This is a genomic window from Cronobacter malonaticus LMG 23826 (assembly GCF_001277215.2).
GTDB lineage: Bacteria > Pseudomonadota > Gammaproteobacteria > Enterobacterales > Enterobacteriaceae > Cronobacter > Cronobacter malonaticus.
In genome coordinates this window covers 1,612,705-1,632,137 of record NZ_CP013940.1, presented here as the reverse complement: position 1 = coordinate 1,632,137, position 19,433 = coordinate 1,612,705, and the positions used below count along the sequence as shown (strand labels likewise).

General features: G+C 55.4%; 23 protein-coding genes and 1 pseudogene. 7 read left to right on the top strand and 17 right to left on the bottom strand.

Features of this window, described 5'->3' with window-relative positions; all coding sequences use genetic code 11:
* Positions 1 to 148: 148 nt before the first annotated feature.
* The 5 genes and pseudogenes from cspE to mgrB all read right to left on the bottom strand — a co-directional run bounded on the left by cspE (position 149) and on the right by mgrB (position 2,561).
* Positions 149 to 358, bottom strand: a complete 210-nt coding sequence (gene cspE / locus AFK66_RS07705) for a transcription antiterminator/RNA stability regulator CspE (protein WP_004386688.1) — start codon at positions 356 to 358, stop codon at positions 149 to 151.
* Positions 359 to 373: 15 nt separating this feature from the next.
* Positions 374 to 515 (bottom strand): annotated as a pseudogene (locus AFK66_RS21265) (DUF2627 domain-containing protein); the annotation flags it as partial.
* Between the two features lie 517 nt (positions 516 to 1,032).
* Positions 1,033 to 2,043: an MBL fold metallo-hydrolase gene (locus AFK66_RS07700; RefSeq protein WP_007775856.1), complete on the bottom strand. Its 1,011-nt coding sequence runs from the start codon at positions 2,041 to 2,043 to the stop codon at positions 1,033 to 1,035.
* A gap of 20 nt (positions 2,044 to 2,063) precedes the next feature.
* Positions 2,064 to 2,351 carry a YebO family protein gene (locus AFK66_RS07695; protein ID WP_023898536.1) on the bottom strand — a complete coding sequence of 96 codons (288 nt, stop codon included), beginning with the start codon at positions 2,349 to 2,351 and terminating at the stop codon, positions 2,064 to 2,066.
* Between the two features lie 66 nt (positions 2,352 to 2,417).
* Positions 2,418 to 2,561 carry a PhoP/PhoQ regulatory lipoprotein MgrB gene (gene mgrB, locus AFK66_RS07690; protein WP_007714125.1) on the bottom strand — a complete coding sequence of 48 codons (144 nt, stop codon included), beginning with the start codon at positions 2,559 to 2,561 and terminating at the stop codon, positions 2,418 to 2,420.
* A gap of 158 nt (positions 2,562 to 2,719) precedes the next feature.
* On the opposite strand from mgrB, the gene AFK66_RS07685 reads away from it, so the two are divergent.
* Positions 2,720 to 2,959: a YobH family protein gene (locus tag AFK66_RS07685; RefSeq protein ID WP_007775859.1), complete on the top strand. Its 240-nt coding sequence runs from the start codon at positions 2,720 to 2,722 to the stop codon at positions 2,957 to 2,959.
* A 57-nt stretch (positions 2,960 to 3,016) separates the two neighbouring features.
* Here the strand turns inward: AFK66_RS07685 and kdgR are convergent, their stop codons facing one another.
* The 5 genes from kdgR to AFK66_RS07660 form a co-directional block, all read right to left on the bottom strand.
* Positions 3,017 to 3,808 carry a DNA-binding transcriptional regulator KdgR gene (gene kdgR, locus AFK66_RS07680; RefSeq protein WP_007775861.1) on the bottom strand — a complete coding sequence of 264 codons (792 nt, stop codon included), beginning with the start codon at positions 3,806 to 3,808 and terminating at the stop codon, positions 3,017 to 3,019.
* A 249-nt stretch (positions 3,809 to 4,057) separates the two neighbouring features.
* Positions 4,058 to 4,939: a protease HtpX gene (htpX, locus tag AFK66_RS07675; protein WP_004386682.1), complete on the bottom strand. Its 882-nt coding sequence runs from the start codon at positions 4,937 to 4,939 to the stop codon at positions 4,058 to 4,060.
* A 195-nt stretch (positions 4,940 to 5,134) separates the two neighbouring features.
* Positions 5,135 to 7,183, bottom strand: a complete 2,049-nt coding sequence (prc, locus tag AFK66_RS07670; RefSeq protein ID WP_007775864.1) for a carboxy terminal-processing peptidase — start codon at positions 7,181 to 7,183, stop codon at positions 5,135 to 5,137.
* Positions 7,184 to 7,202: 19 nt separating this feature from the next.
* Entirely contained in the window at positions 7,203 to 7,895 is a 693-nt protein-coding gene (proQ, locus tag AFK66_RS07665) for an RNA chaperone ProQ (protein WP_007775865.1), read from the bottom strand.
* A 100-nt stretch (positions 7,896 to 7,995) separates the two neighbouring features.
* Positions 7,996 to 8,490: a GAF domain-containing protein gene (locus AFK66_RS07660; RefSeq protein ID WP_007775867.1), complete on the bottom strand. Its 495-nt coding sequence runs from the start codon at positions 8,488 to 8,490 to the stop codon at positions 7,996 to 7,998.
* Between the two features lie 128 nt (positions 8,491 to 8,618).
* Between AFK66_RS07660 and yebS the strand changes: the two genes are divergently transcribed.
* The 5 genes from yebS (at position 8,619) to AFK66_RS07635 (ending at position 14,692) form a co-directional block, all read left to right on the top strand.
* Positions 8,619 to 9,902, top strand: a complete 1,284-nt coding sequence (yebS, locus tag AFK66_RS07655) for a membrane integrity lipid transport subunit YebS (protein ID WP_023898530.1) — start codon at positions 8,619 to 8,621, stop codon at positions 9,900 to 9,902.
* Positions 9,871 to 12,504 (top strand): PqiB family protein, encoded by a 2,634-nt coding sequence (locus tag AFK66_RS07650; protein WP_007775871.1) that lies wholly within the window; start codon positions 9,871 to 9,873, stop codon positions 12,502 to 12,504. The genes yebS and AFK66_RS07650 overlap by 32 nt, the downstream gene beginning before the upstream one ends.
* Before the next feature lie 125 nt (positions 12,505 to 12,629).
* Entirely contained in the window at positions 12,630 to 14,024 is a 1,395-nt protein-coding gene (gene rsmF, locus AFK66_RS07645) for a 16S rRNA (cytosine(1407)-C(5))-methyltransferase RsmF (protein WP_202628971.1), read from the top strand.
* A 112-nt stretch (positions 14,025 to 14,136) separates the two neighbouring features.
* Complete coding sequence (locus tag AFK66_RS07640) at positions 14,137 to 14,376, top strand: YebV family protein (protein WP_004386676.1); 240 nt, start codon at positions 14,137 to 14,139, stop codon at positions 14,374 to 14,376.
* Between the two features lie 124 nt (positions 14,377 to 14,500).
* Positions 14,501 to 14,692, top strand: a complete 192-nt coding sequence (locus AFK66_RS07635; RefSeq protein WP_004386675.1) for a YdfD/YebW family protein — start codon at positions 14,501 to 14,503, stop codon at positions 14,690 to 14,692.
* Here the strand turns inward: AFK66_RS07635 and AFK66_RS07630 are convergent, their stop codons facing one another.
* From AFK66_RS07630 to yobA, 7 genes are all read right to left on the bottom strand, one after another.
* Positions 14,693 to 15,337 carry a metallophosphoesterase gene (locus AFK66_RS07630; protein WP_023898529.1) on the bottom strand — a complete coding sequence of 215 codons (645 nt, stop codon included), beginning with the start codon at positions 15,335 to 15,337 and terminating at the stop codon, positions 14,693 to 14,695. It lies immediately after the preceding gene.
* Between the two features lie 356 nt (positions 15,338 to 15,693).
* Positions 15,694 to 15,786, bottom strand: a complete 93-nt coding sequence (locus AFK66_RS22985) for a KPN_01571 family protein (RefSeq protein WP_012124476.1) — start codon at positions 15,784 to 15,786, stop codon at positions 15,694 to 15,696.
* A gap of 345 nt (positions 15,787 to 16,131) precedes the next feature.
* A complete protein-coding gene (locus AFK66_RS07625) occupies positions 16,132 to 16,467 on the bottom strand; it encodes a hypothetical protein (RefSeq protein ID WP_007775885.1) in 336 nt (111 codons plus the stop codon).
* Positions 16,421 to 16,981, bottom strand: coding sequence for a hypothetical protein (locus AFK66_RS22605; RefSeq protein ID WP_032968251.1), 561 nt, complete (start codon positions 16,979 to 16,981; stop codon positions 16,421 to 16,423). The genes AFK66_RS07625 and AFK66_RS22605 overlap by 47 nt, the downstream gene beginning before the upstream one ends.
* 468 nt (positions 16,982 to 17,449) lie before the next feature.
* Positions 17,450 to 17,788, bottom strand: coding sequence for a YebY family protein (locus AFK66_RS07615; protein WP_004386669.1), 339 nt, complete (start codon positions 17,786 to 17,788; stop codon positions 17,450 to 17,452).
* Positions 17,789 to 17,802: 14 nt separating this feature from the next.
* Entirely contained in the window at positions 17,803 to 18,672 is an 870-nt protein-coding gene (gene copD / locus AFK66_RS07610) for a copper homeostasis membrane protein CopD (RefSeq protein WP_007775896.1), read from the bottom strand.
* 4 nt (positions 18,673 to 18,676) lie between these two features.
* The gene (gene yobA, locus AFK66_RS07605; RefSeq protein WP_007775897.1) at positions 18,677 to 19,051 is read right to left on the bottom strand and encodes a CopC domain-containing protein YobA; all 375 of its coding nucleotides are present in this window, start codon (positions 19,049 to 19,051) and stop codon (positions 18,677 to 18,679) included.
* Between the two features lie 146 nt (positions 19,052 to 19,197).
* On the opposite strand from yobA, the gene AFK66_RS07600 reads away from it, so the two are divergent.
* Positions 19,198 to 19,428 (top strand): DNA polymerase III subunit theta, encoded by a 231-nt coding sequence (locus AFK66_RS07600; RefSeq protein ID WP_007698883.1) that lies wholly within the window; start codon positions 19,198 to 19,200, stop codon positions 19,426 to 19,428.
* The last annotated feature ends 5 nt before the right edge of the window (positions 19,429 to 19,433 follow it).

The following is a 19,433-nucleotide window of genomic DNA, read 5'->3' as shown; positions in this document are numbered from 1 at the left end:
CTCCGAAACAGCGCAAAACGCGAAGTGTAACGTGATTCGGCAGACGGGGAAACGCTGATACGCGTCAGACATGAAAAAGCCCCGCCAGTGGGCGGGGCTTTAAAATAGCTGGCCGGTGAAACAAGGCACCGGGTCAGTTTAAGTGCGATTAGATAGCAACTACGTTAACAGCTGCCGGACCTTTCTGACCGTCCTGAATCTCGAACTCAACGTTCTGGCCTTCAGCCAGAGTTTTGAAGCCATTACCCTGGATTGCAGAGAAGTGTACGAACACGTCTTTGCTGCCGTCAGCAGGAGTAATGAAACCAAAACCTTTAGATTCGTTGAACCACTTAACTTGACCTTTAATCTTTGCCATTTCGCAAATTCCTTCAATTGTTTTGTTCGCCCGCAGGCGCTGACTTAGATAAAACTGAGACATTACTGCTTGAGGCACTAAAATAAGGTTCGGCAGAGAAGCGGTATTCAACGACAACGTGTTTACTCAGGACTTCTTTACTGAAAATGCCACACATAAACAGAACTGTACCTCGTTTAACCCAAAACTTGTTATCACATACAACGTAAACAATGGCAAGCCATTTTTATACGCTGCACGATCTGTCGCACAGATTCCTCAACAGATCGCTATGTGCCTGACAATAAAGCACAGAACGGGCGTACGAAGCCCCATATCAGTGACCTCGCCACCCGGTTCTGGCGATAAGCCAGAATGCACTTTTTTAAAAGTAGCTCAATAACTTCGGTTCGTCCAGGCGACACGTGAGAGTACACAGAGTATTTTTCACGCTGTTATTATTTCTGCAAAAGCTTATTCATAAATGTGGTTAAACTTCATTTTAACGAGGCTTTATTACAGCCTGACGGCAGTAAATAATGTACAAATCAGAAAAAATTGTACAAGACAATTTTTCTCTGCACCAAAATAATGACATTTTAATGAAAGTTGCCTCAAAAAGAGGCACAGGGAATAAGGCGAAGTGATTAATAAATCATCCTGCCAGAAGTAAATTTAACCAGCCTGATATATTCTTACCCGGTCTTATTCGCCGTCAGCGATAAATATTGCCCGATACGGCGCGGCACAAACATTTCCTCTTTTTCACCGCGTTCGGCAAGTACACTTAGCAATTCGGCAGGCGGCGCATCCAGCGATTCATCCGCCAGCTCAAACACGCCCCAGTGAATGGGAATGGCAAGCGGGCGGCCTGTATCCTGCCAGAGTCCGACCGCCTGTTGCGGATCCATATGATGCGGTGCCATAAACCAGCGTGGCGCGTAAGCGCCGATGGGAATAGCCGCGCCGGTGAGGGGCCCGAGGCGGCGCGGGATCTCAAGCAGCTCAGGCGTATAACCGCTGTCGCCGCTAAACCAGAAACGCTGCGAGGCGCTCTCAATCACCCAGCCGCACCACAGGGAGCGATTGCGATCCCACGGCGTGCGCATACTCCAGTGCTGCGCCGGGACAGCCGTCATCTGAAGCCCTTCCCGGGAATGGCTTTCCCACCAGTCGAGTTCGGTAACGTTGCGAATACCGCGCTTCACAAACCACGCTTTCAGCCCGAGCGGTACAAAAAACGCCGCGTCAGGAAAGCGTTTCGCCAGACGGCGTACTGTGCTGTTGTCCAGATGATCGTAATGATTGTGGGAAATCAGCACCGCGTCGATACGCGGCAGGCGGGCAAACTCAAGGGAGAGCGGCGTTTTACGAACGGGGCCGTAAAAATTCACGGGCGAAGCGCGGCGGGAGAAAAGCGGATCGGTAAGTAAATAGCGACCGTTAAGACGCAGCAAAAGCGTGGCGTGGCCGAGCCACCAGACGCCATCTTCGTCGCCTTCAATTACCGCAGGCTGCCACCACTGGCGGATAAACGTCCCGTACCCTTCAGCAGGCGGGTGCGGCAGCCCCAGCGCTTTACGTTCATCCTGCCAGCGGCGCAAATCGCCAGGCTGATGCCCGACCTCATGTGTGTTGCAAAACCCGTCCGGGCGGTGATGGGCTTTTGTGGGATCGTACCACGGGTTTTTCCAGACCATGCCCATCACCTCCCGGGCGTTGGCAATTAACGTTCAGCCACCAGGCGGACGAAACCATCGTCGTCATCCTGCGTTGCCACGGGCGCGTCGGAAGGCGCCGGCGCCTCCGGCTCATTCGCGTCGCACAGACGACGCAGCAGTGCTGTCTGACGTTTTTCCTGTTCAAGCAGCGCTTCCAGCAGTTCTATCTGTTGGTTGGCACGCACACTTGCACGGTTAATAAAGAACCAGGCCACCAGCGCCACGATAGCGCCAAAGAGAGAAATCGCCAGGGAGGCGAAATTTAAAGCACCAGAATTGATAATGTCGTTCATGCTAACCACCTCAGGGAAACGCGCTATCTTACCACCGCTGCGGCATAAGGGCATGCCTGACGCGCGTTACCAGGGAATGAACTTATTGATGGTACAAATGCCGCTGAAAAACTGAACGTCCTGATCGCACATTACATTGATCGTCTGCGTCCATAACAGTAAACAGGCCACCAGCACGGCCAGCAAAATAGCCCATCTTAATTTTTTCACTACCTTCTCCGTTACGGCATCTACAGGGCCAAATTATCACGGAAACCTTAAACCAAATATCACTGTAACGTTAACTCGCACAATACGGAATCCTCCTCTTGTGACGCAGCGGCAGCCACGGCACGCTGTACGCATGAACGTTAACAAACGGAGCCGTAATGCGCTATTTGATTCGTATTGCCGCGCTGGTGGTTGTGGCCTGGGCTGCGCTGCTTTTCAGCGGTTATGGAGTATTGATTGGTAGTCATGAGAACGCCGCAGGCCTGGGATTGCAGTGTCGTTATCTGACGGCAAGACAGGTAGTGAACACGCAGTTCATTCACTCAGACAGCGGGCTTATCGGCATCACCGCCTGTCCGGTGCTGCGTAAAAGCGAAACTGTCGTGGATAACGGTTAATCATACGCAATAAAAAAGCCGCGGAGTCGCGCGGCTTTTTTATCAGAAGGCTTATCGTCAGAACGGATAGCTGTTATATCCCATCTGTTCGGAGATTTTCCGCGCGGCGTTATGCAGGATCTCAACATATTCGTGCAGACGTTCTTCAGAGAAACGCAGCGTCGGGAAGGAGATACTCAGCCCCGCGATCACCACGCCAAAGCGGTCAAATACCGGCACCGCGATGCAGCGCAGCCCTTCTTCCTGCTCTTCGTTATCTTCGCCGTAACCCTGCTCACGAACCTGATCCAGCACCGGCAGCAGCGCGTCGGTAGAGACAATAGTACGATCGGTACTGCGCTTATACTCAACGCCTTCGAGGATCTGTCGAACTTCGTCGCGATCGCGCCAGGCCAGCAGCACTTTACCGATAGCGGTACTGTAGAGCGGGTTGCGGCGACCAATGCGCGAATACATGCGCAGGTTATACATCGAGTCGATTTTATGGATGTAGACAATGCTGTCTTCGTCCAGCGCGCCCAGGTGAATGGTCTCTTTCGTCAGGCGCGACAGCTCGCGCATCTGGATATCCGCGCTGCGGATAAGATCGACATTCTGCAATGCGCGCGCACCAAGCTCAAAGAGCTTGAGCGTCAGAGAGTACTTTTCCGACTCCCCTTCCTGCGCGACATAACCCAGCGACTTCATCGTCTGCAAAAAGCGGTAAACAGTGCTTTTTGACATCATCACGCGCTGCGACAATTCGGTGATACCAATTTCCCGCTCTTCACCCAACGCCTGCAAGATACCAAAGACCTTGAGCACCGAAGAGACGGAGTCAGGCTGTTTATCTAATTCTGCGATTGCCATTGATCACCTCGATCGCATTTGTTTTATAAAAATCAGAACCGGTTTTTATTATAAATTCCGGGCGACGGTGTCGCAATGAATCTATGCGCGCACATCATAAATCTGCGACATCCAACCGCATTGAGTGGCAGGATATATCTTTCGCACCAGATCAATCGCTTAAGATGAACGTATCACTCGCAAGCTCCTGCCGCACTGACCAAAAAAAGCGCGCCATCAGGCGCGCTTTCGTCTTTATCGCTTACGCGGTTATTTCAGGTATTCGCCGCTACGCAGCGCTTCGATACGTTTATCGAGCGGCGGGTGCGTCATGAACAGTTCGCTCAGCGATTTCGATTTACCGTTGATGCAGAACGCCATCATGCTGCTCGCTTCCTGCGGCTCATAGCTTGTTTTCAGGCGCTGGAGTGCAGCGATCATTTTCTCGCGGCCCACCAGTTTTGCGGAGCCGGCGTCAGCGTGGAATTCACGATAGCGCGAGAACCACATGGTGATAATGCTCGCGAGGATACCGAATACCAGTTCCAGCACAGTCGCGACCGCGAAGTAAATCAGCGGGTTGCCGTTGCTCTCTTCGCCTTCGTCACGGTTGCCACCGAGGAAACCAGCCGCCACTTGCGCGATAATACGCGAAATAAAAATAACGAAGGTGTTCACCACGCCCTGAATCAGCGTCATGGTAACCATGTCGCCATTGGCGATGTGGCTGATCTCGTGCGCGATAACCGCTTCCGCTTCATCGCGGCTCATGTTCTGCAACAGGCCAGTACTTACCGCTACCAGAGAGGCGTCACGGCGCGCGCCTGTCGCGAAGGCGTTGATATCCGGCGCGTGGTAGATAGCCACCTGCGGCATCGCGATGCCCGCCTGGCGCGACTGCTGCGCCACGGTATCCATCAGCCAGCGTTCTGTTTCATTACGCGGCGCTTCAATAACTTCACCACCCACCGATTTCAGCGCCATCCATTTGGACATCAGCAGCGAAACGATCGAGCCGCCGAAGCCAAACAGCAGCGCCATGATCAGAAGGCCCGTCACGCTGCTTGACTGGATCCCTGTCAGGCTGAGCACCAGACCGAACACCACCATAACGGCCAGGTTAGTCAACAGGAAAAGCGCAATTCGCATCATAATTTTCTTTTTACCTCGGTTTAACAATACGCATTATGCGATTACACACATCGTAGGGGCGCGCGCGCCGTTTTCAAGCATCAGAAGCGGGCAAGTCCCTAAAAATACGAAACTTTACATTTTGTAGCATTTCACTGACGGGGGGCTTAACACGACATAAAAAACCGGCGCCTCTGAGTGCGCCGGTTGGGGATTTTATTTCTGAGAGTCAGCAGGCTGCGCCGTTTTCTCTTTGGTCATTTTCGCCAGGTCAAGGGCGATATGCACCGTTTCATCGAGATACGGATCGGGCTCCTGATAATCCTTCGGCAGATCCTCAAGCTTCGCCAGCGGCGGTTTGCCGGCACGCTTCAGACGGTCGTTGATACGCGCCAGTCGGGTTGCGTCATCTTCATGGTTCTCTTTTTCACGCTGGGCAAGGTTAAGCGACACAATGTTGCGCTTCTCTTTCATCGCGTTATAACGAGCAATATCCTTGATGATGTACTGGAATTCCGGATCTTTCGCGATACGGTCGTTGTGATCTTTCAAAAGCTCAGGGCCGAACGACTTCAGGTCGCCAGATTTTTCATACGTGGCGGCATTGATGCTATCCCACGGCAGCGCGTTATCCTCGAATTTCTCGCCGGTTTCCGTCTCTTCATTGCCGGTTGGCATGATGATATCCGGCGTGACCCCTTTACGCTGGGTACTGCCGCCGTTAACGCGGTAGAATTTCTGGATGGTGTACTGCACGGAACCCAGCGCCGGCCATTCCGGGCGCAGCATCTGATCGTAAATACGGTTCAGTGAACGGTACTGCTGCACGGTGCCTTTCCCGAAGGTTGGCTCGCCGACAATCAGCGCACGGCCGTAATCCTGCATGGCGGCGGCGAAAATCTCCGACGCCGAGGCGCTGAAACGGTCGACCATCACCACCAGCGGGCCTTTGTAATAGACCACGCCGTCGGTATCGCGATCTTCACGTACCTTGCCGTTGTTATCACGCACCTGCACGACCGGGCCGGACGGAATAAACAGACCGGAGAGCGATACCGCTTCCGTCAGCGCACCGCCGCCGTTGGAGCGCAGATCGATAATCACGCCCGCGACGTTCTGCTTCTCAAGTTTCTGAAGCTGCACTTTCACGTCATCGGTCAGACCAACGTAGAAGCCAGGAATATCCAGCACGCCGATTTTTTCTTTACCGACATTTTTCACCGACATCTTCACGGCGCGATCTTCAAGACGAATGCGCTCACGCGTCAGCGTCACAATGCGGGTTTTGGTGCCTTTACCGGCAGGCAGAACTTCAAGGCGCACTTTGCTGCCCTTCGGCCCTTTGATGAGCGCGACGACATCATCAAGACGCCAGCCGATTACATCCTGCATCTGCTGGCCTACCTGGCCTACGCCGACAATGCGATCGCCAACGCTAATCGCCTTGCTTTTCGCCGCCGGGCCGCCCGCGACCATGGAGTTAATGACGGTATAGTCATCATCCATTTGCAGAACGGCACCGATGCCCTCAAGCGAAAGGCTCATTTCGGTGTTGAACTGCTCGGTGCTGCGCGGCGAGAGATAGTTGGTATGCGGGTCGATTTCATGCGCGAACGCGGTCATCGCCAGCGAGAATACATCTTCGCTGTTAGTCTGCGCCAGGCGACGAATCGCGAATTTGTAACGCTTGGTCAGCGTTTCGCGGATTTCCGCATCGGTTTTACCGGTCAGCTTCAGGCTCAGCTCGTCATATTTGACTTTGCCGTCCCAGAGTTTATTCAACTCCGCTTCGCTGGAAGGCCAGGGCGCCTTGCTGCGATCGATATCGAACGTATCGTTACCGGTGAAATCCATCGGTCTTTCCAGCACCTTCAGCGCGTACTGATAACGTTCAAAACGACGCTGCTGTGCCAGATTGTAGAGATCGTAAAACACATCGAGCTTGCCGCTGCGCAGTTCATCGCCAATCTGCCCTTTTTTCTTCGCGAATTGCTCGACGTCGCTCGCCAGCAGCACGTTGTGGCTGTAGTCGAGCAGGTTGAGGTAGCGATCGAAGATTTTGGCGGAGAAGGCTTCGTTAAGATCGAACTGGCGGTAGTGAGAGCGGGTGAACCGTGAGGTCACGCGCTCGCTTACGGTGGCATGCTGCGGTTCTTCTTTAAGAACCGGGATCTGGTCAGGACGGGTAATGTCATCCACGGCCAACGCCTGACCCGCCATCAGCAGCAGGCCGGCGACGGCGGTAAGCTTAAAAAAAGTGTTCATGCCCTGGTTGACCTCCGTTTCAGAACACTAAATGTTCTGCGCGTACAATCATCGACATACCAGAAGTCAGCTGTACACGGACGCCATCTTTGGTAATTTCCTGCACGGTGGCGTCCATCGCGTTATTGCCTGCTTTGACCTTGATGGCCTGGCCGACGCTGAGCGCCGTAATGTCAGACACCGGAGTATGGCGCTCTTCGCGCGCAGGGCGCGATGGTTTGGCGGCGGCGGCGGGTTTCGCAGCGCGCGGTTTACGCTCGGCGTTGTCCTTGCGGCGCGGGGCCTGACGCGGCTTACGTTCACGACGCTCTGCGCCGTTCTCTTCGCCTTCAGCGCCTGCTGCTTCGCGTTTTTTCGCCTGCTGTTCAGCGCGCTGCGCCTGGACGCGGGCTTTCGCTTCTTCAAGCTGCTTGCGGGCGTGTTCTACGTGCTGTTCTTCCAGAACGCCGCACGGGTTGCCGTCGAGATCGACACGCGTGGCACCGGGTTTGATGCCGTAAAGATAGCGCCAGCTCGACGTATAAAGACGTAATGCGGAACGAAGTTGCGTTTTGCTGAGGTTCATTTCGCCCTCAACACGCTCTACCAGATCCTGAAAAATGCCGATCTTCAGAGGACGCGCTTCGCCTTCAGCACTGAAACACTGCGGAAAACGTTCGGCCAGAAAGGCGATAACTTCTTTACTGCTATTCAACTTAGGTTGATTTTCCATGAAATTTCCTGATTACAACGGATGTTGCCAACAAGCCGCAGGCATGAACAGGCGTCATTATAATGACGCCATCGGTAAATGCCACGTTATCCGTTGCTTATCATGCGACTGGCGCAAAGAATTTTTTAAAGTCGGTGGCGGCGATAACGGCTTCAAGCTGTTCCACGAGGGTACGCAGCCCCTGCTCGTCGTCGGCGTCGAAGCGGTTAAAGACGGTGCTGTCGATATCCAGCACGCCGATAATTTGCCCGTCCGCGCGCAGCGGCAGTACGATTTCGGCGTTGCTGGACGCATCGCAGGCGATGTGGCCGTCGAACGCATGCACGTCATCCACGCGCTGCACTTCACCGGTCGCAACCGCCGTACCGCACACGCCGCGGCCGTAAGGAATACGCACGCAGGCGATTTTGCCCTGGAACGGGCCCAGCACCAGCGTCTTGTCTTCCAGCAGGTAGAAACCTGCCCAGTTCACGCCGTCAAGGCGTTCAAACAGTAGCGCGCTGGTATTCGCGAGCGTCGCGAGAAAACTGGTTTCCCCTGCCATAAGGGAGTGAAAATCGCGATTGAGTTCCGCGTAAAATTGTGTTTTGTTCATTAATCCGATCGCTTTGTTGTCTTACTTACTCTGCCAGCCTACTAAAATAAGCATTAAATGCGCTCATGCTCAAGATTAATCATTTCATGAGTTACGATAACAGAATCATATAAAAACATGCTTCGCACATGGCACTCAAAACTCAACAGATTTCTCCTGGCAAAAAACTGAGCATTCACGCCATCGGCGAGCCGTTGCCGATGGCACATTATCAGCGTTGCCCGCAATGCGATATCCTTTTTATGCTGCCTGTGGTGAAGTCTAACCAGACGGCGCACTGCCCGCGCTGCGACGCGAAAATTCGTGACGGTCGCGACTGGTCGCTTACCCGGCTGGCGGCGATGGCCATCACCATGCTGTTGCTGATGCCGTTCGCCTATAGCGAACCGCTGCTGCGCCTGTACCTGCTCGGCACGCGCATTGACGCCAACCTTTTCCAGGGCATCTGGCAGATGACGCGCCAGGGCGACACGATCACCGCCGCCATGGTGCTGTTTTGCTCGGTGGGCGCGCCCGCGACGCTGGTGGCCGCTATCGCCTATCTCTGGTTCGGTAATATTCTGGGTATGAACCTGCGTCCGGTGCTGCTGATGCTGGAGCGGCTGCGCGAATGGGTGATGCTGGATATCTATCTTGTGGGCATCGGCGTCGCGTCTATCAAAGTACGCGAATACGCCTGGCTGGAGCCGGGCATCGGACTGCTGGCGTTTGTGGCGCTGGTGGTGTTAAGCGTGCTGACGCTGATTCATCTCAATGTTGAAGAGCTGTGGGAGCGCTTTTATCCCCAGCGCCCCGCCACACGCTATCATGAGGATCTGCGCGTCTGTCTAGGCTGCCACTACACCGGCGTGCCGGATAAACGCGGGCGTTGCTCGCGCTGCCATATTCCGCTGCGCCGCCGTCGCCGTCAGAGTTTGCAGAAATGCTGGGCGGCGTTGATTGCCTCGATGGTGTTTCTCCTGCCCGCCAACCTGCTGCCTATTTCGATTATCTATATTAACGGCTCGCGCCAGGAAGATACGATCATGTCAGGGATAATCTCCCTGGCGCAGAGCAATATCCTGGTGGCGGGCGTGGTGTTTGTTGCGAGTATTCTGGTGCCGTTCACCAAAGTGCTGGTGCTGCTGACGCTGCTGGTCAGTATTCATTTTAAATGTCAGCAGGGGCTGCGCGCGCGCATCCTGATGTTACGTCTGGTGGCCTGGATTGGCCGCTGGTCAATGCTCGATCTGTTTGTGATTTCTCTTACGATGTCGTTGGTCAATCGTGACCAGCTGTTGTCGTTTGTCATGGGGCCGGCTGCGTTTTATTTCGGCGCGTCGGTGATTTTGACTATTCTTGCTGTTGAATGGCTGGACAGCCGCTTACTTTGGGACGCACATGAGTCAGGAAACGCCCGCTTCACAGACTGAAGCGCGAATTAAAACAAAACGTCGCATCTCTCCGTTCTGGATCCTGCCGGTTATCGCATTGCTGATCGCGGGCTGGCTTATCTGGACCACGTATGAAGAGCGAGGCACCACCGTTACTATCGACTTTATGTCCGCCGACGGGATCGTCGCCGGGCGCACGCCGGTGCGCTATCAGGGCGTCGAAGTCGGCACCGTACAGGATATTCGCCTGAGCGACGACCTGAATAAAATCGAGGTAACGGTCAGTATCAAGAATGACATGAAAGACGCGCTGCGCGATCAGACGCAGTTCTGGCTGGTCACGCCGAAAGCCTCGCTGGCGGGCGTTTCCGGGCTGGATGCGCTGGTGGGGGGTAACTATATCGGCATGATGCCGGGTGAAGGCGAGCCGCGCGACCACTTCCGGGCGCTTGATACGCAGCCGAAATACCGTCTGAATACCGGCGAATTGATGATCCACCTGCACGCCCCGGATCTCGGTTCGCTGAACAGCGGCTCGCTGGTTTACTACCGTAAAATTCCTGTTGGCCGTGTGTATGACTACTCCATCAACACTGATAAACAGGGCGTCACCATCGACGTTATTATCGAGCGGCGTTTCACCAATCTGGTGAAAAAAGGCAGCCGCTTCTGGAACGTCTCCGGCGTGAAAACCAACATCGGGCTGAGCGGTGCTAAAGTCGAGCTGGAGAGCCTGGCGGCGCTGGTCAATGGGGCTATCGCCTTTGACTCGCCGGCGGATTCCGCGCACGCCGACCAGAACGACACCTTCGGGCTGTATGAAGATCTCGCCCACAGCCAACGCGGCGTGCTGGTGAAGCTCGATCTCCCGGGCGGTCAGGGGCTGAAAGAAAACTCCACACCGCTGATGTATCAGGGGCTTGAAGTGGGCACGCTCACCAAACTCAATCTCAACCCTGGCGGCGCGGTCACCGGCGAGCTGACGGTCGATCCGAGCGTGGTAAACCTGCTGCGTGACGGTACGCGCATTGAGATGCACAGCCCGAAACTTTCGCTCAATAACCCCGAAATCAGCACGCTGCTGACCGGCAGTACGCTGGAGCTGGTGCCGGGCGAAGGCCAGCCGCGCAACCATTTCGTCGTCCTGCCGGATGACAAAACGCCGCTGCAAAAACCAGGCGTGCTGACGCTGACGCTGAACGCGCCGGAGAGCTACGGCATTGACGCAGGCCAGCCGGTTATCCTCCACGGCATTCAGATAGGCCAGGTGCTGGAGCGCTCGCTGAACGCCAAAGGCGTCAGCTTCGCCGTGGCGATTGATCCGCAATATCGCGAGCTGCTCAAAGGCGACAGCAAATTCGTCGTCAACAGCCGCGTGGATGTGAAAGTCGGTCTCGATGGCGTTGAGTTTCTCGGTGCCAGCGCCAGCGAATGGCTGAGCGGCGGCATCCGCGTGCTGCCGGGCGATAAAGGCGAGATGAAAAACGAATACCCGCTCTACGCCAACCTGGAAAAAGCGGTGGAAAACAGCTTAAGCGACATGCCGACCACGACGCTGACGCTCACCGCCGAAAGCCTGCCGGACGTTCAGGCCGGTTCGGTGGTGCTGTATCGTAAATTTGAAGTGGGTGAAGTCATCACCGTGCGCCCGCGCGCCAACGCGTTTGATATTGAAGTGCATATCAAACCTGAATATCGCAAGCTGCTCACGCCAAACAGCGTCTTTTGGGCCGAAGGCGGCGCGAAAGTACAGCTCAACGGCAGCGGGCTGACGGTGCAGGCCTCACCGCTCTCCCGCGCGCTCAAAGGCGCTATCAGCTTCGATAACCTCAACGGTGCCAGCGCGGGTCTTGGCGAAAAAGACAAGCGCACGCTCTATCCGTCAGAAACCGCCGCCCGCGCGGTGGGCAGCCAGATAACGCTGCACGCGTTTGATGCCGGCAAGCTCGCGCCGGACATGCCGATTCGCTATCTCGGCATTAACATCGGCCAGATCGAATCGCTGAAGCTCATCACCGATCGCAACGAAGTGCAGGCGACGGCGGTGCTCTACCCGGAATATGTGAATACTTTCGCGCGCGCTGGCACGCGGTTCTCGGTGGTGACGCCGCAGATCTCGGCGGCAGGCGTCGAGAATCTCGACACCATCCTGCAACCCTATATCAACGTGGAGCCGGGGCGTGGGCCGGGGCGTCGCAGCTTTGAGCTTCAGGAAGCGACCATTACCGATTCCCGCTATCTCGACGGCCTGAGCATTATTGTGGAAGCGCCGGAGGCCGGGTCGCTGAATATTGGCACGCCAGTGCTGTTCCGCGGCATCGAAGTGGGCACGGTAACCGGGATGTCGCTTGGCAGCATGTCTGATCGCGTGATGGTCGCGATGCGTATCAGCAAGCGCTATCAGCATCTGGTGCGCGAGAACTCGGTCTTCTGGCTCGCCTCGGGCTACAGCCTGAACTTCGGTCTGGTGGGCGGCGTGGTGAAAACCGGCACGTTTAACCAGTTCATTCGCGGCGGCATTGCCTTCGCCACGCCACCGGAAACGCCGCTCGCGCCGAAAGCGCAGCCCGGTAAGCACTTCCTGTTGCAGGACAGTGAGCCGAAAGAGTGGCGTCAGTGGGGCACCGCCCTTCCTCGTTAACGCCTGCGCCCCGGTGTCACGCCGGGGCGTTTGTGTTACACTTCGCGCCCTCTTTTTCTGCCCGCTGAGGTGTCGCCGTGGCGCAATTCGGTTCTGTCTGCCTTCCTGAAGCTTTTCTTGATGTTATGCGTGAAGCGATGCCCGCCGGGCTTGCGATGGACGATTTCATCGCCGCCTGCCAACGCCCGCTGCGTCGCAGCATTCGCGTCAACACGCTGAAAATCAGCGTGTTGACGTTCCTTGAACAGGTGGCGCCCTACGGCTGGCAGTTAACGCCCGTGCCGTGGTGCCCGGAAGGCTTCTGGATCGAGCGGGATGACGAAGAGGCGCTGCCGCTTGGCAGCACCGCCGAGCACTTAAGCGGTCAGTTTTATATTCAGGAAGCGAGCTCCATGCTGCCGGTGGCGGCGCTGTTCGCCGACGGCAACACGCCTGCGCGCGTGATGGATGTTGCGGCAGCGCCCGGCTCGAAAACGACCCAGATAGCCGCGCTGATGCAAAACCAGGGCTTCATTCTCGCCAACGAATATTCCGCCAGCCGCGTCAAAGTGTTACACGCGAATATCAGCCGCTGCGGCATTCGCAACGTCGGCCTGACCCATTTTGACGGCCGCGTTTTTGGTGCCGCGCTGCCGGAACAGTTTGACGCCATTCTGCTGGACGCGCCCTGCTCCGGCGAAGGCGTAGTGAGAAAAGATCCGGACGCACTGCGCAACTGGTCGCCGCAAAGCAACCAGGAGATCGCCGCCACCCAGCGCGAGCTTATCGACAGCGCTTTTCATGCGCTCGCCCCTGGCGGCACGCTGGTGTACTCCACGTGCACGCTGAACCGCGAAGAGAACCAGGAGACGGTGCGCTGGCTGCTGGCGCGCTACCCGCAGGCGGTGGAAGTGCTCTCGCTTGAAGCCCTGTTCCCCGGTGCCGACGCGGCGCTGACCGAAGAAGGCTTTCTGCATGTCTTTCCGCAAATCTACGACTGCGAAGGCTTTTTTGTTGCGCGTCTGCGTAAAACCGCGAGTGTCGAGCCGCTGCCCGCGCCGACCTACAAAGTAGGCGCATTCCCCTTCGCGCCGATGAAAACTCGCGAAGCGCAGGCCGTTATCGCCGCCGCCAGAAAAGTCGGCCTCGAATGGGACGAGACGCTTGAACTGTGGCAGCGCGATAAAGAGATCTGGCTTTTCCCGCAGGCTTTTACGCCGTTCATCGGCAAGGTGCGGTTCTCACGCACTGGCATTCGTCTGGCTGAAGTCCATAATAAAGGATACCGCTGGCAGCATGAAGCCGTGGTGGCGCTGGCCGGAAGCGATAATCCTCTGGCGTTTGAGCTGACCGCCGAAGAAGCCCAGGAGTGGTATCGCGGGCGCGATGTCTGGCCGCAGACGGTACCGGGCGCCGATGATGTGATTGTCACTTTTCAGCATCAGCCGCTGGGCCTGGCGAAAAAAGTGGGCAGCCGACTGAAGAATAGTTATCCCCGCGAGCTGGTGCGCGACGGTGTTCTGTTCAGCGCGCCGGTTTAAGGTGCGCAAAAGTTCACCAACGCATTTTTTGGCATTTCTTGCGCTTTTGACTACGCTTAACGATGGGGCCTGACTGGTCATACCACCTGTGTACTGTCTGAGGGAGAACGTTATGTCAAAAACCAGCGTAAAAATCGGCACTTTCGAGATAGATGATGCAGAGCTGCACGGCGACTCGCCCGGCGAGCGCAAGCTGAGCATTCCCTGTAAATCGGATCCGGATCTCTGCATGCAGCTTGATGCCTGGGACGCCGAAACCAGTATTCCTGCCGTGCTCAACGGCGAACACTCTGTGCTATACCGCGAACATTACGACCAGCAAGCTGATGCCTGGATCATGCGCCTTGCCTGATTCAAAAAGAACCCGTCGCTGAAGGCGGGTTATTTATTTACACGTCCCGATTCAGAACCTTCGGTTTTCCCTTCCCCCTCGCTTCTCCTACACTTATGACAAACGTTGTCACACAGAGGACGCCATGTTCGCTCTGGTTTTATTTGTTTGTTATCTGGATGGCGGTTGCGATGACATCGTCGTGGATGTGTTTAATACGGAACAGCAATGTCTGAAAGTGATGGATGAACAGCGGATGCGCCACGGGGGCTGCTACCCCGTTGAAGACTTTATCGATGGCTTCTGGCGCCCGGCGCGGGAGTACAGCGATTTCTAATCACTGCACACGTACCAGCGTCAGCGTATTACCAAAGACCGCGCCGGTATCGATGTAATGCAGGTTCCCGCACGTGAGCGGCTCGCGCAGCGGCGTGTGACCAAAATAGAACGCGTCCGCGCCCTCAATGTGCTCCGCTTTACCTGCCGATACCCGGTTTATTCTCGCCCGGCTCCACACCACCGCCTGTTCATCAAGCGGCTCTTCCCAAACGTAGCGCGACGCCGGATAGTCGGCGTGCGCCACCACTATCCGCCTGTCGTGGCTTTGTACCTCAATGACCAGCGGCAGCTCGCGTGCTCTGACAAATTGCGCCTGCGCCTCCTGCTGCACGGTTTGAGACAGCCCGAAATACCAGTTGCCGCCGTTCATTGCCCATAGCGCGTTGTCGCCGGAATCCAGCGCCTCGACTGCCATCGCCTCATGATTGCCGCGCACCGCGAAAAACCAGCGTTTTCCGATGAGCCGCAGACAGCCCAGGCTGTCGGGGCCGCGATCGATTAAATCACCCACCGAAATCAACGCGTCGACGCGCGGGTCGAAACGCTCGCGCTTCAGGGCGCTGACCAGCGCCTCCAGACAACCGTGCAGATCGCCCACAATAAAGATATGCCGCCACGCCGCGCCGTCGATTCGCTGATACATCGCCTGTTCCTCTGGTTATCAGGCAAGTATAGCGCGGCGAGTCATGGCAATTTGGGTCTGGCGCTTTACCAGGCGTCGCGCTCGCCTGCGTGTCGGCAGAAACTCTCGTCATCGCTTTAAGTATGTTGTAACTAAATTTGTGGTCTACGGTAGCGTTTATCCCATTAATTCACGTAAAGACGCTTACCCGGCTAAGGATGTTCTATGCTTAAAGCAAGCAACGTCGGGAGGTGTCCTGTGACCATTTTTACTCACGAAGCTATCGTCAGCTTTATCGGCTGTGTTGTGGCGGCGATCTTTATGCTCTGGTTGTTTGGCCGCAAACACGATAAATAGCCACGTTTGCGCAGGCCGGCTTACCACAGCCCAATAACGGAAGAGGCGCCGGCCAGTTCACGCAGCGCGTCGAGCGTCAGCAGGAGACCAAAAACATAGATAAACGGATTCATCGGGATTAACTCCTTGTTTTCCTGCTTTTACTATACTTCATCCCTTAGCCTGCTACCGGTTCGCCTTCACAAATCCACCAGATTTAGTGGGAGGAATTTCTGTTCACATAAGGAAGGGATGGTCGGTTCGTTCGCGAAAGAACGGTATGACCTTAATCATCATGAATTCATGATCCAGAGATAATCCTGACTGGTATTGAGAAGGGAGCAGAAAGTAACAAGCATAACCAGAGCGTGAATAAACGTTATGCTGAAGGCTTGACGCGAAGTCATTAACTGGCGGCACCCGGTTATAGGATGTCGCCTCAGAAACCCAGTCGAATAATACTATGCGAGTACGCTCATTCAGAGATCGTACTCAGCAATTTTTTGTTCTACCTGATGATTTCCCTTATATTTTTTCTTTAGTTGCTCTTGTTGCTGACGCGCCGCTGTACAATATTTATCTACGCCTGCCTCAATTTCCTTTTGGCGGCTTTTAGGTAACGTGCTGTCCCACTCACCAGCAAAGTGCTGGCATTCATCAGCGTTATCCTGAAAAGCTTTCACATCAGGCTGTACGGGTTCAGCCTGGACTGTGGTACATCCTTCTATCAGCAAAAAAGCGACGACCATCATCATTATTTTTTTCATGTTATCTCCCATCAGATGACCAGTGAGGCTTGTCCCGAGCACCGCCATGATATTTTATCACGTTATAATTTCTGCCTACCTGATGAAGTTCTGTATTCATTCCATCTCGCGGCGGTGTCCTGATAATGACAGCGTTATTATCTTTATCGATGATATGCAGATCGCCTGACCACGAAATGTTCATATCAATCGCATTCCCCTCCGTATGACGGCTTTGTAACGCCGGAGCCACATGCAACCCACTCATACCATAGGCCGCGACCATCGCATTCGCTTCACGCAAACTCTTAGCGTCATTGCCATGATCCCATTCAATATCAACGCCAGCCATTGGGGGTACATCGGAAGCTTTGACCAGTCCCCGGCTAATTTTCCAGCACCAGTGCATCAGATAAGCTCTTTCTGGTGGGCGAAGCGTAGCGGCTATAGTTACTACTGCTCCAGCTTGCCGCAAGGCGGCCAAAAATTGTTCAACATTGGTTCTGAATGGATAGCTTAACGTTTCAGTGGAAGCACTACCCTGAAATTTATTAACCCAAGCTGCCCCGCTTAACTCCTTCATTTTATTCTCCTTTTTTGGCATCCCTCTGATAAAAGAAGGCAGTATATGCTAATTAAATCCCCCAGAAATGAACAGCGTCTCACCCCCCCCTAAAAATAGTACAACCTATTGGATCAAAAAGACTTGAAAACCACTTTCGATCCCTTCAGACCTGTCTGAATCAATAATATTTAAATAAAAGGGTATTTATTAAGGATGATTTAGTTTATTACTTATAAACGAAGGATAAAAAAAGACCGAATACGATTCCTGTATTCGGTCCAGGGAAATGGCTCTTGGGAGAGAGCCGTGCGCTAAAAGTTGGCATTAATGCAGGCTCAGTCGCCTTGCCTTTTAAGAATAGATGACGACACCAGCTTTTCCAGTTTGCGGCTAAAGTCGCAGCAAAAAGCGGTCACAACGTCATAAAAAAGAAAAACCGCAACGCCCCTCACCGGCTGTTGCGGTTTTTTTATGCGTGGCAGGAAATTAGCAGAGTTTCTGTGCGCGCTCGATAAACGGTGCCAGGCTCATCTTCTGCCCCGGATGCGCCGGATCGTCAATCTGGATGACAGAGATCGGCTGGCCGGTGACTTTGCCCTGCGCCAGCTGTTTTTCAGCGACGTCATTCAGCGGATACTGCATCAGCGTGCTGGGGTTAATCGCAAACAGCGCATCGCCCGGACGGCACGCGAGCATCACTTCTTCACGGTTGAACGCCCATTTGTCTTTGCCGATTTCATAGCGGCTGACCGTAATAATCTGCGGCGCGGCGAGAGCCATGCCGGAACAGGAGAGCATCAGCAGCGCAAGCAGCGATTTCTTCATTATTTTCTCACCAGTTAAAAAGGTTCCCAGGTGGCGAACAGGCTGACGCTTAACAGCACCAGCGCACCGAGCGCCACTTCCAGTTTTGTCATCAGGATAAACCGGCGCAGCGCCGTCGCCTGACGTGAAAATGTTGGCACCAGAACATAGCGGTTAATCAGCGCGATGACCACCATCACCGCCACCAGCGCGATTTTAAATGCCAGCATCCGGACATAACCGCTCTCAATGGGCCAGACCACGCCGAGAATCAGTACGCTGTTAACGATACCTGTCGCGATAACCCCGGCAACCGCTACATGTCCGTAGCGTGAAAAGCGCATCATGGCGGTAATCGCGTCGGCATGCCAGCACGCCTCTTTCGCCATGCGCATCAGCATTAAGAGCGGCACGAGACCACCAAACCACCAGGCCGCGCACAGCACATGTAGCGCATAACAGAGCCGCTGGAGCGCGCCGGCCAGCCCCTCGTGCATCGCGCCATGCCCGACACCCGCGAGCAACACGAGCTGCGCACAAAATAAAATAAGCAGCAGTCCACTGCGCTGCGCCGCACGCCAGACGCACGGCAGCGTCACCAGCGCCAGCAGGATTTGCCACAGCCACACCGCGCCAAAGCGCGTCGATAACATCGCCTGCCAGATAGCCGGGCGCAGGCTGTCCGCCGCGCCATCGCCCATCAGCCCCGCCTGCACCGCGAAAATCGCTACGGCGCTGAGAGCCGTCGCCAGCGCAGCGCAGCGCCAGAGCGTACGCAGACGCTGTGCCAGCGGTTCGGCGAGCGCGGAAGGTGCCAGCCACGCGCAGAACAGCGCCCCGCCCGCGCCGAGCATCAGCGCGGCGACGTGGACAAAACGCAGCGCGACATAAACGCTTTCCAGCACGACGTTACTTCACGCTAAACCGGTAGCTGCCTTTGGTTTTATGACCGTCCACCGACACCACGTGCCACTGCACCTGGTACTCACCGCTCGCCAGCGGCGCGGCAAGCGGAGCGACCAGCTGTTTATCATCATTCGGCGCGCGTTTGACCGCGCCGGTGTCCGTTTTTTTGCCATCCGGGCCGGTCAGCGTTACGCCGCTGAACGCAGGCTCGATGCCTTCGGAAAAGGTTAAAATCAGCGCCTCAGGCGATGCGTCTACCGTCGCATTCGCGGCGGGCTGTTGGGCTTTCAGATGCGCATGCGCCCATACGGCGGGCGTGGTCATGACGGCGGCGACCAGCGCCAGCGCACGGCAAAAACGTGCGGTAAACAGTGCCATATCAGTCATTCCTTTTTATTATAAATCAGGCGCAAGAATACCTTCGCGCTGATGGCAAGTCGAGCCGGGAAGGCACATCCCGCCACATAAGGCTTGTCATCCGGCGCGCGGCGCAGTACCTTCACGGCGATTAACAGGAGCACACCATGAACCAGAACCTTGCCCTTCTTCCGCAGGAAGAGATGGATAAAGTGAACGTCGATCTGGCGGCGTCCGGCGTGGCGTTTAAAGAGCGCTACAATATGCCGGTTATCGCCGAAGCCGTAGAGCGCGAACAGCCTGAGCATCTGCGCGACTGGTTTCGCGAGCGTCTTATCGCGCATCGCCTGGCGTCGGTTAACCTCTCCCGCCTGCCCTACGAGCCTAAAATGAAATAATGGCT

Coding starts and splice junctions, on each gene's coding strand:
- cspE (WP_004386688.1), bottom strand. CDS start 358: ATGGCAAAGATTAAAGGTCAAGTTAAGTGGTTCAACGAATCTAAAGGT.
- AFK66_RS07700 (WP_007775856.1), bottom strand. CDS start 2,043: ATGGGCATGGTCTGGAAAAACCCGTGGTACGATCCCACAAAAGCCCAT.
- AFK66_RS07695 (WP_023898536.1), bottom strand. CDS start 2,351: ATGAACGACATTATCAATTCTGGTGCTTTAAATTTCGCCTCCCTGGCG.
- AFK66_RS07685 (WP_007775859.1), top strand. CDS start 2,720: ATGCGCTATTTGATTCGTATTGCCGCGCTGGTGGTTGTGGCCTGGGCT.
- kdgR (WP_007775861.1), bottom strand. CDS start 3,808: ATGGCAATCGCAGAATTAGATAAACAGCCTGACTCCGTCTCTTCGGTG.
- htpX (WP_004386682.1), bottom strand. CDS start 4,939: ATGATGCGAATTGCGCTTTTCCTGTTGACTAACCTGGCCGTTATGGTG.
- prc (WP_007775864.1), bottom strand. CDS start 7,183: ATGAACACTTTTTTTAAGCTTACCGCCGTCGCCGGCCTGCTGCTGATG.
- proQ (WP_007775865.1), bottom strand. CDS start 7,895: ATGGAAAATCAACCTAAGTTGAATAGCAGTAAAGAAGTTATCGCCTTT.
- AFK66_RS07660 (WP_007775867.1), bottom strand. CDS start 8,490: ATGAACAAAACACAATTTTACGCGGAACTCAATCGCGATTTTCACTCC.
- yebS (WP_023898530.1), top strand. CDS start 8,619: ATGGCACTCAAAACTCAACAGATTTCTCCTGGCAAAAAACTGAGCATT.
- AFK66_RS07650 (WP_007775871.1), top strand. CDS start 9,871: ATGAGTCAGGAAACGCCCGCTTCACAGACTGAAGCGCGAATTAAAACA.
- rsmF (WP_202628971.1), top strand. CDS start 12,630: ATGCGTGAAGCGATGCCCGCCGGGCTTGCGATGGACGATTTCATCGCC.
- AFK66_RS07640 (WP_004386676.1), top strand. CDS start 14,137: ATGTCAAAAACCAGCGTAAAAATCGGCACTTTCGAGATAGATGATGCA.
- AFK66_RS07635 (WP_004386675.1), top strand. CDS start 14,501: ATGTTCGCTCTGGTTTTATTTGTTTGTTATCTGGATGGCGGTTGCGAT.
- AFK66_RS07630 (WP_023898529.1), bottom strand. CDS start 15,337: ATGTATCAGCGAATCGACGGCGCGGCGTGGCGGCATATCTTTATTGTG.
- AFK66_RS22985 (WP_012124476.1), bottom strand. CDS start 15,786: ATGAATCCGTTTATCTATGTTTTTGGTCTCCTGCTGACGCTCGACGCG.
- AFK66_RS07625 (WP_007775885.1), bottom strand. CDS start 16,467: ATGGCGGTGCTCGGGACAAGCCTCACTGGTCATCTGATGGGAGATAAC.
- AFK66_RS22605 (WP_032968251.1), bottom strand. CDS start 16,981: ATGAAGGAGTTAAGCGGGGCAGCTTGGGTTAATAAATTTCAGGGTAGT.
- AFK66_RS07615 (WP_004386669.1), bottom strand. CDS start 17,788: ATGAAGAAATCGCTGCTTGCGCTGCTGATGCTCTCCTGTTCCGGCATG.
- yobA (WP_007775897.1), bottom strand. CDS start 19,051: ATGGCACTGTTTACCGCACGTTTTTGCCGTGCGCTGGCGCTGGTCGCC.
- AFK66_RS07600 (WP_007698883.1), top strand. CDS start 19,198: ATGAACCAGAACCTTGCCCTTCTTCCGCAGGAAGAGATGGATAAAGTG.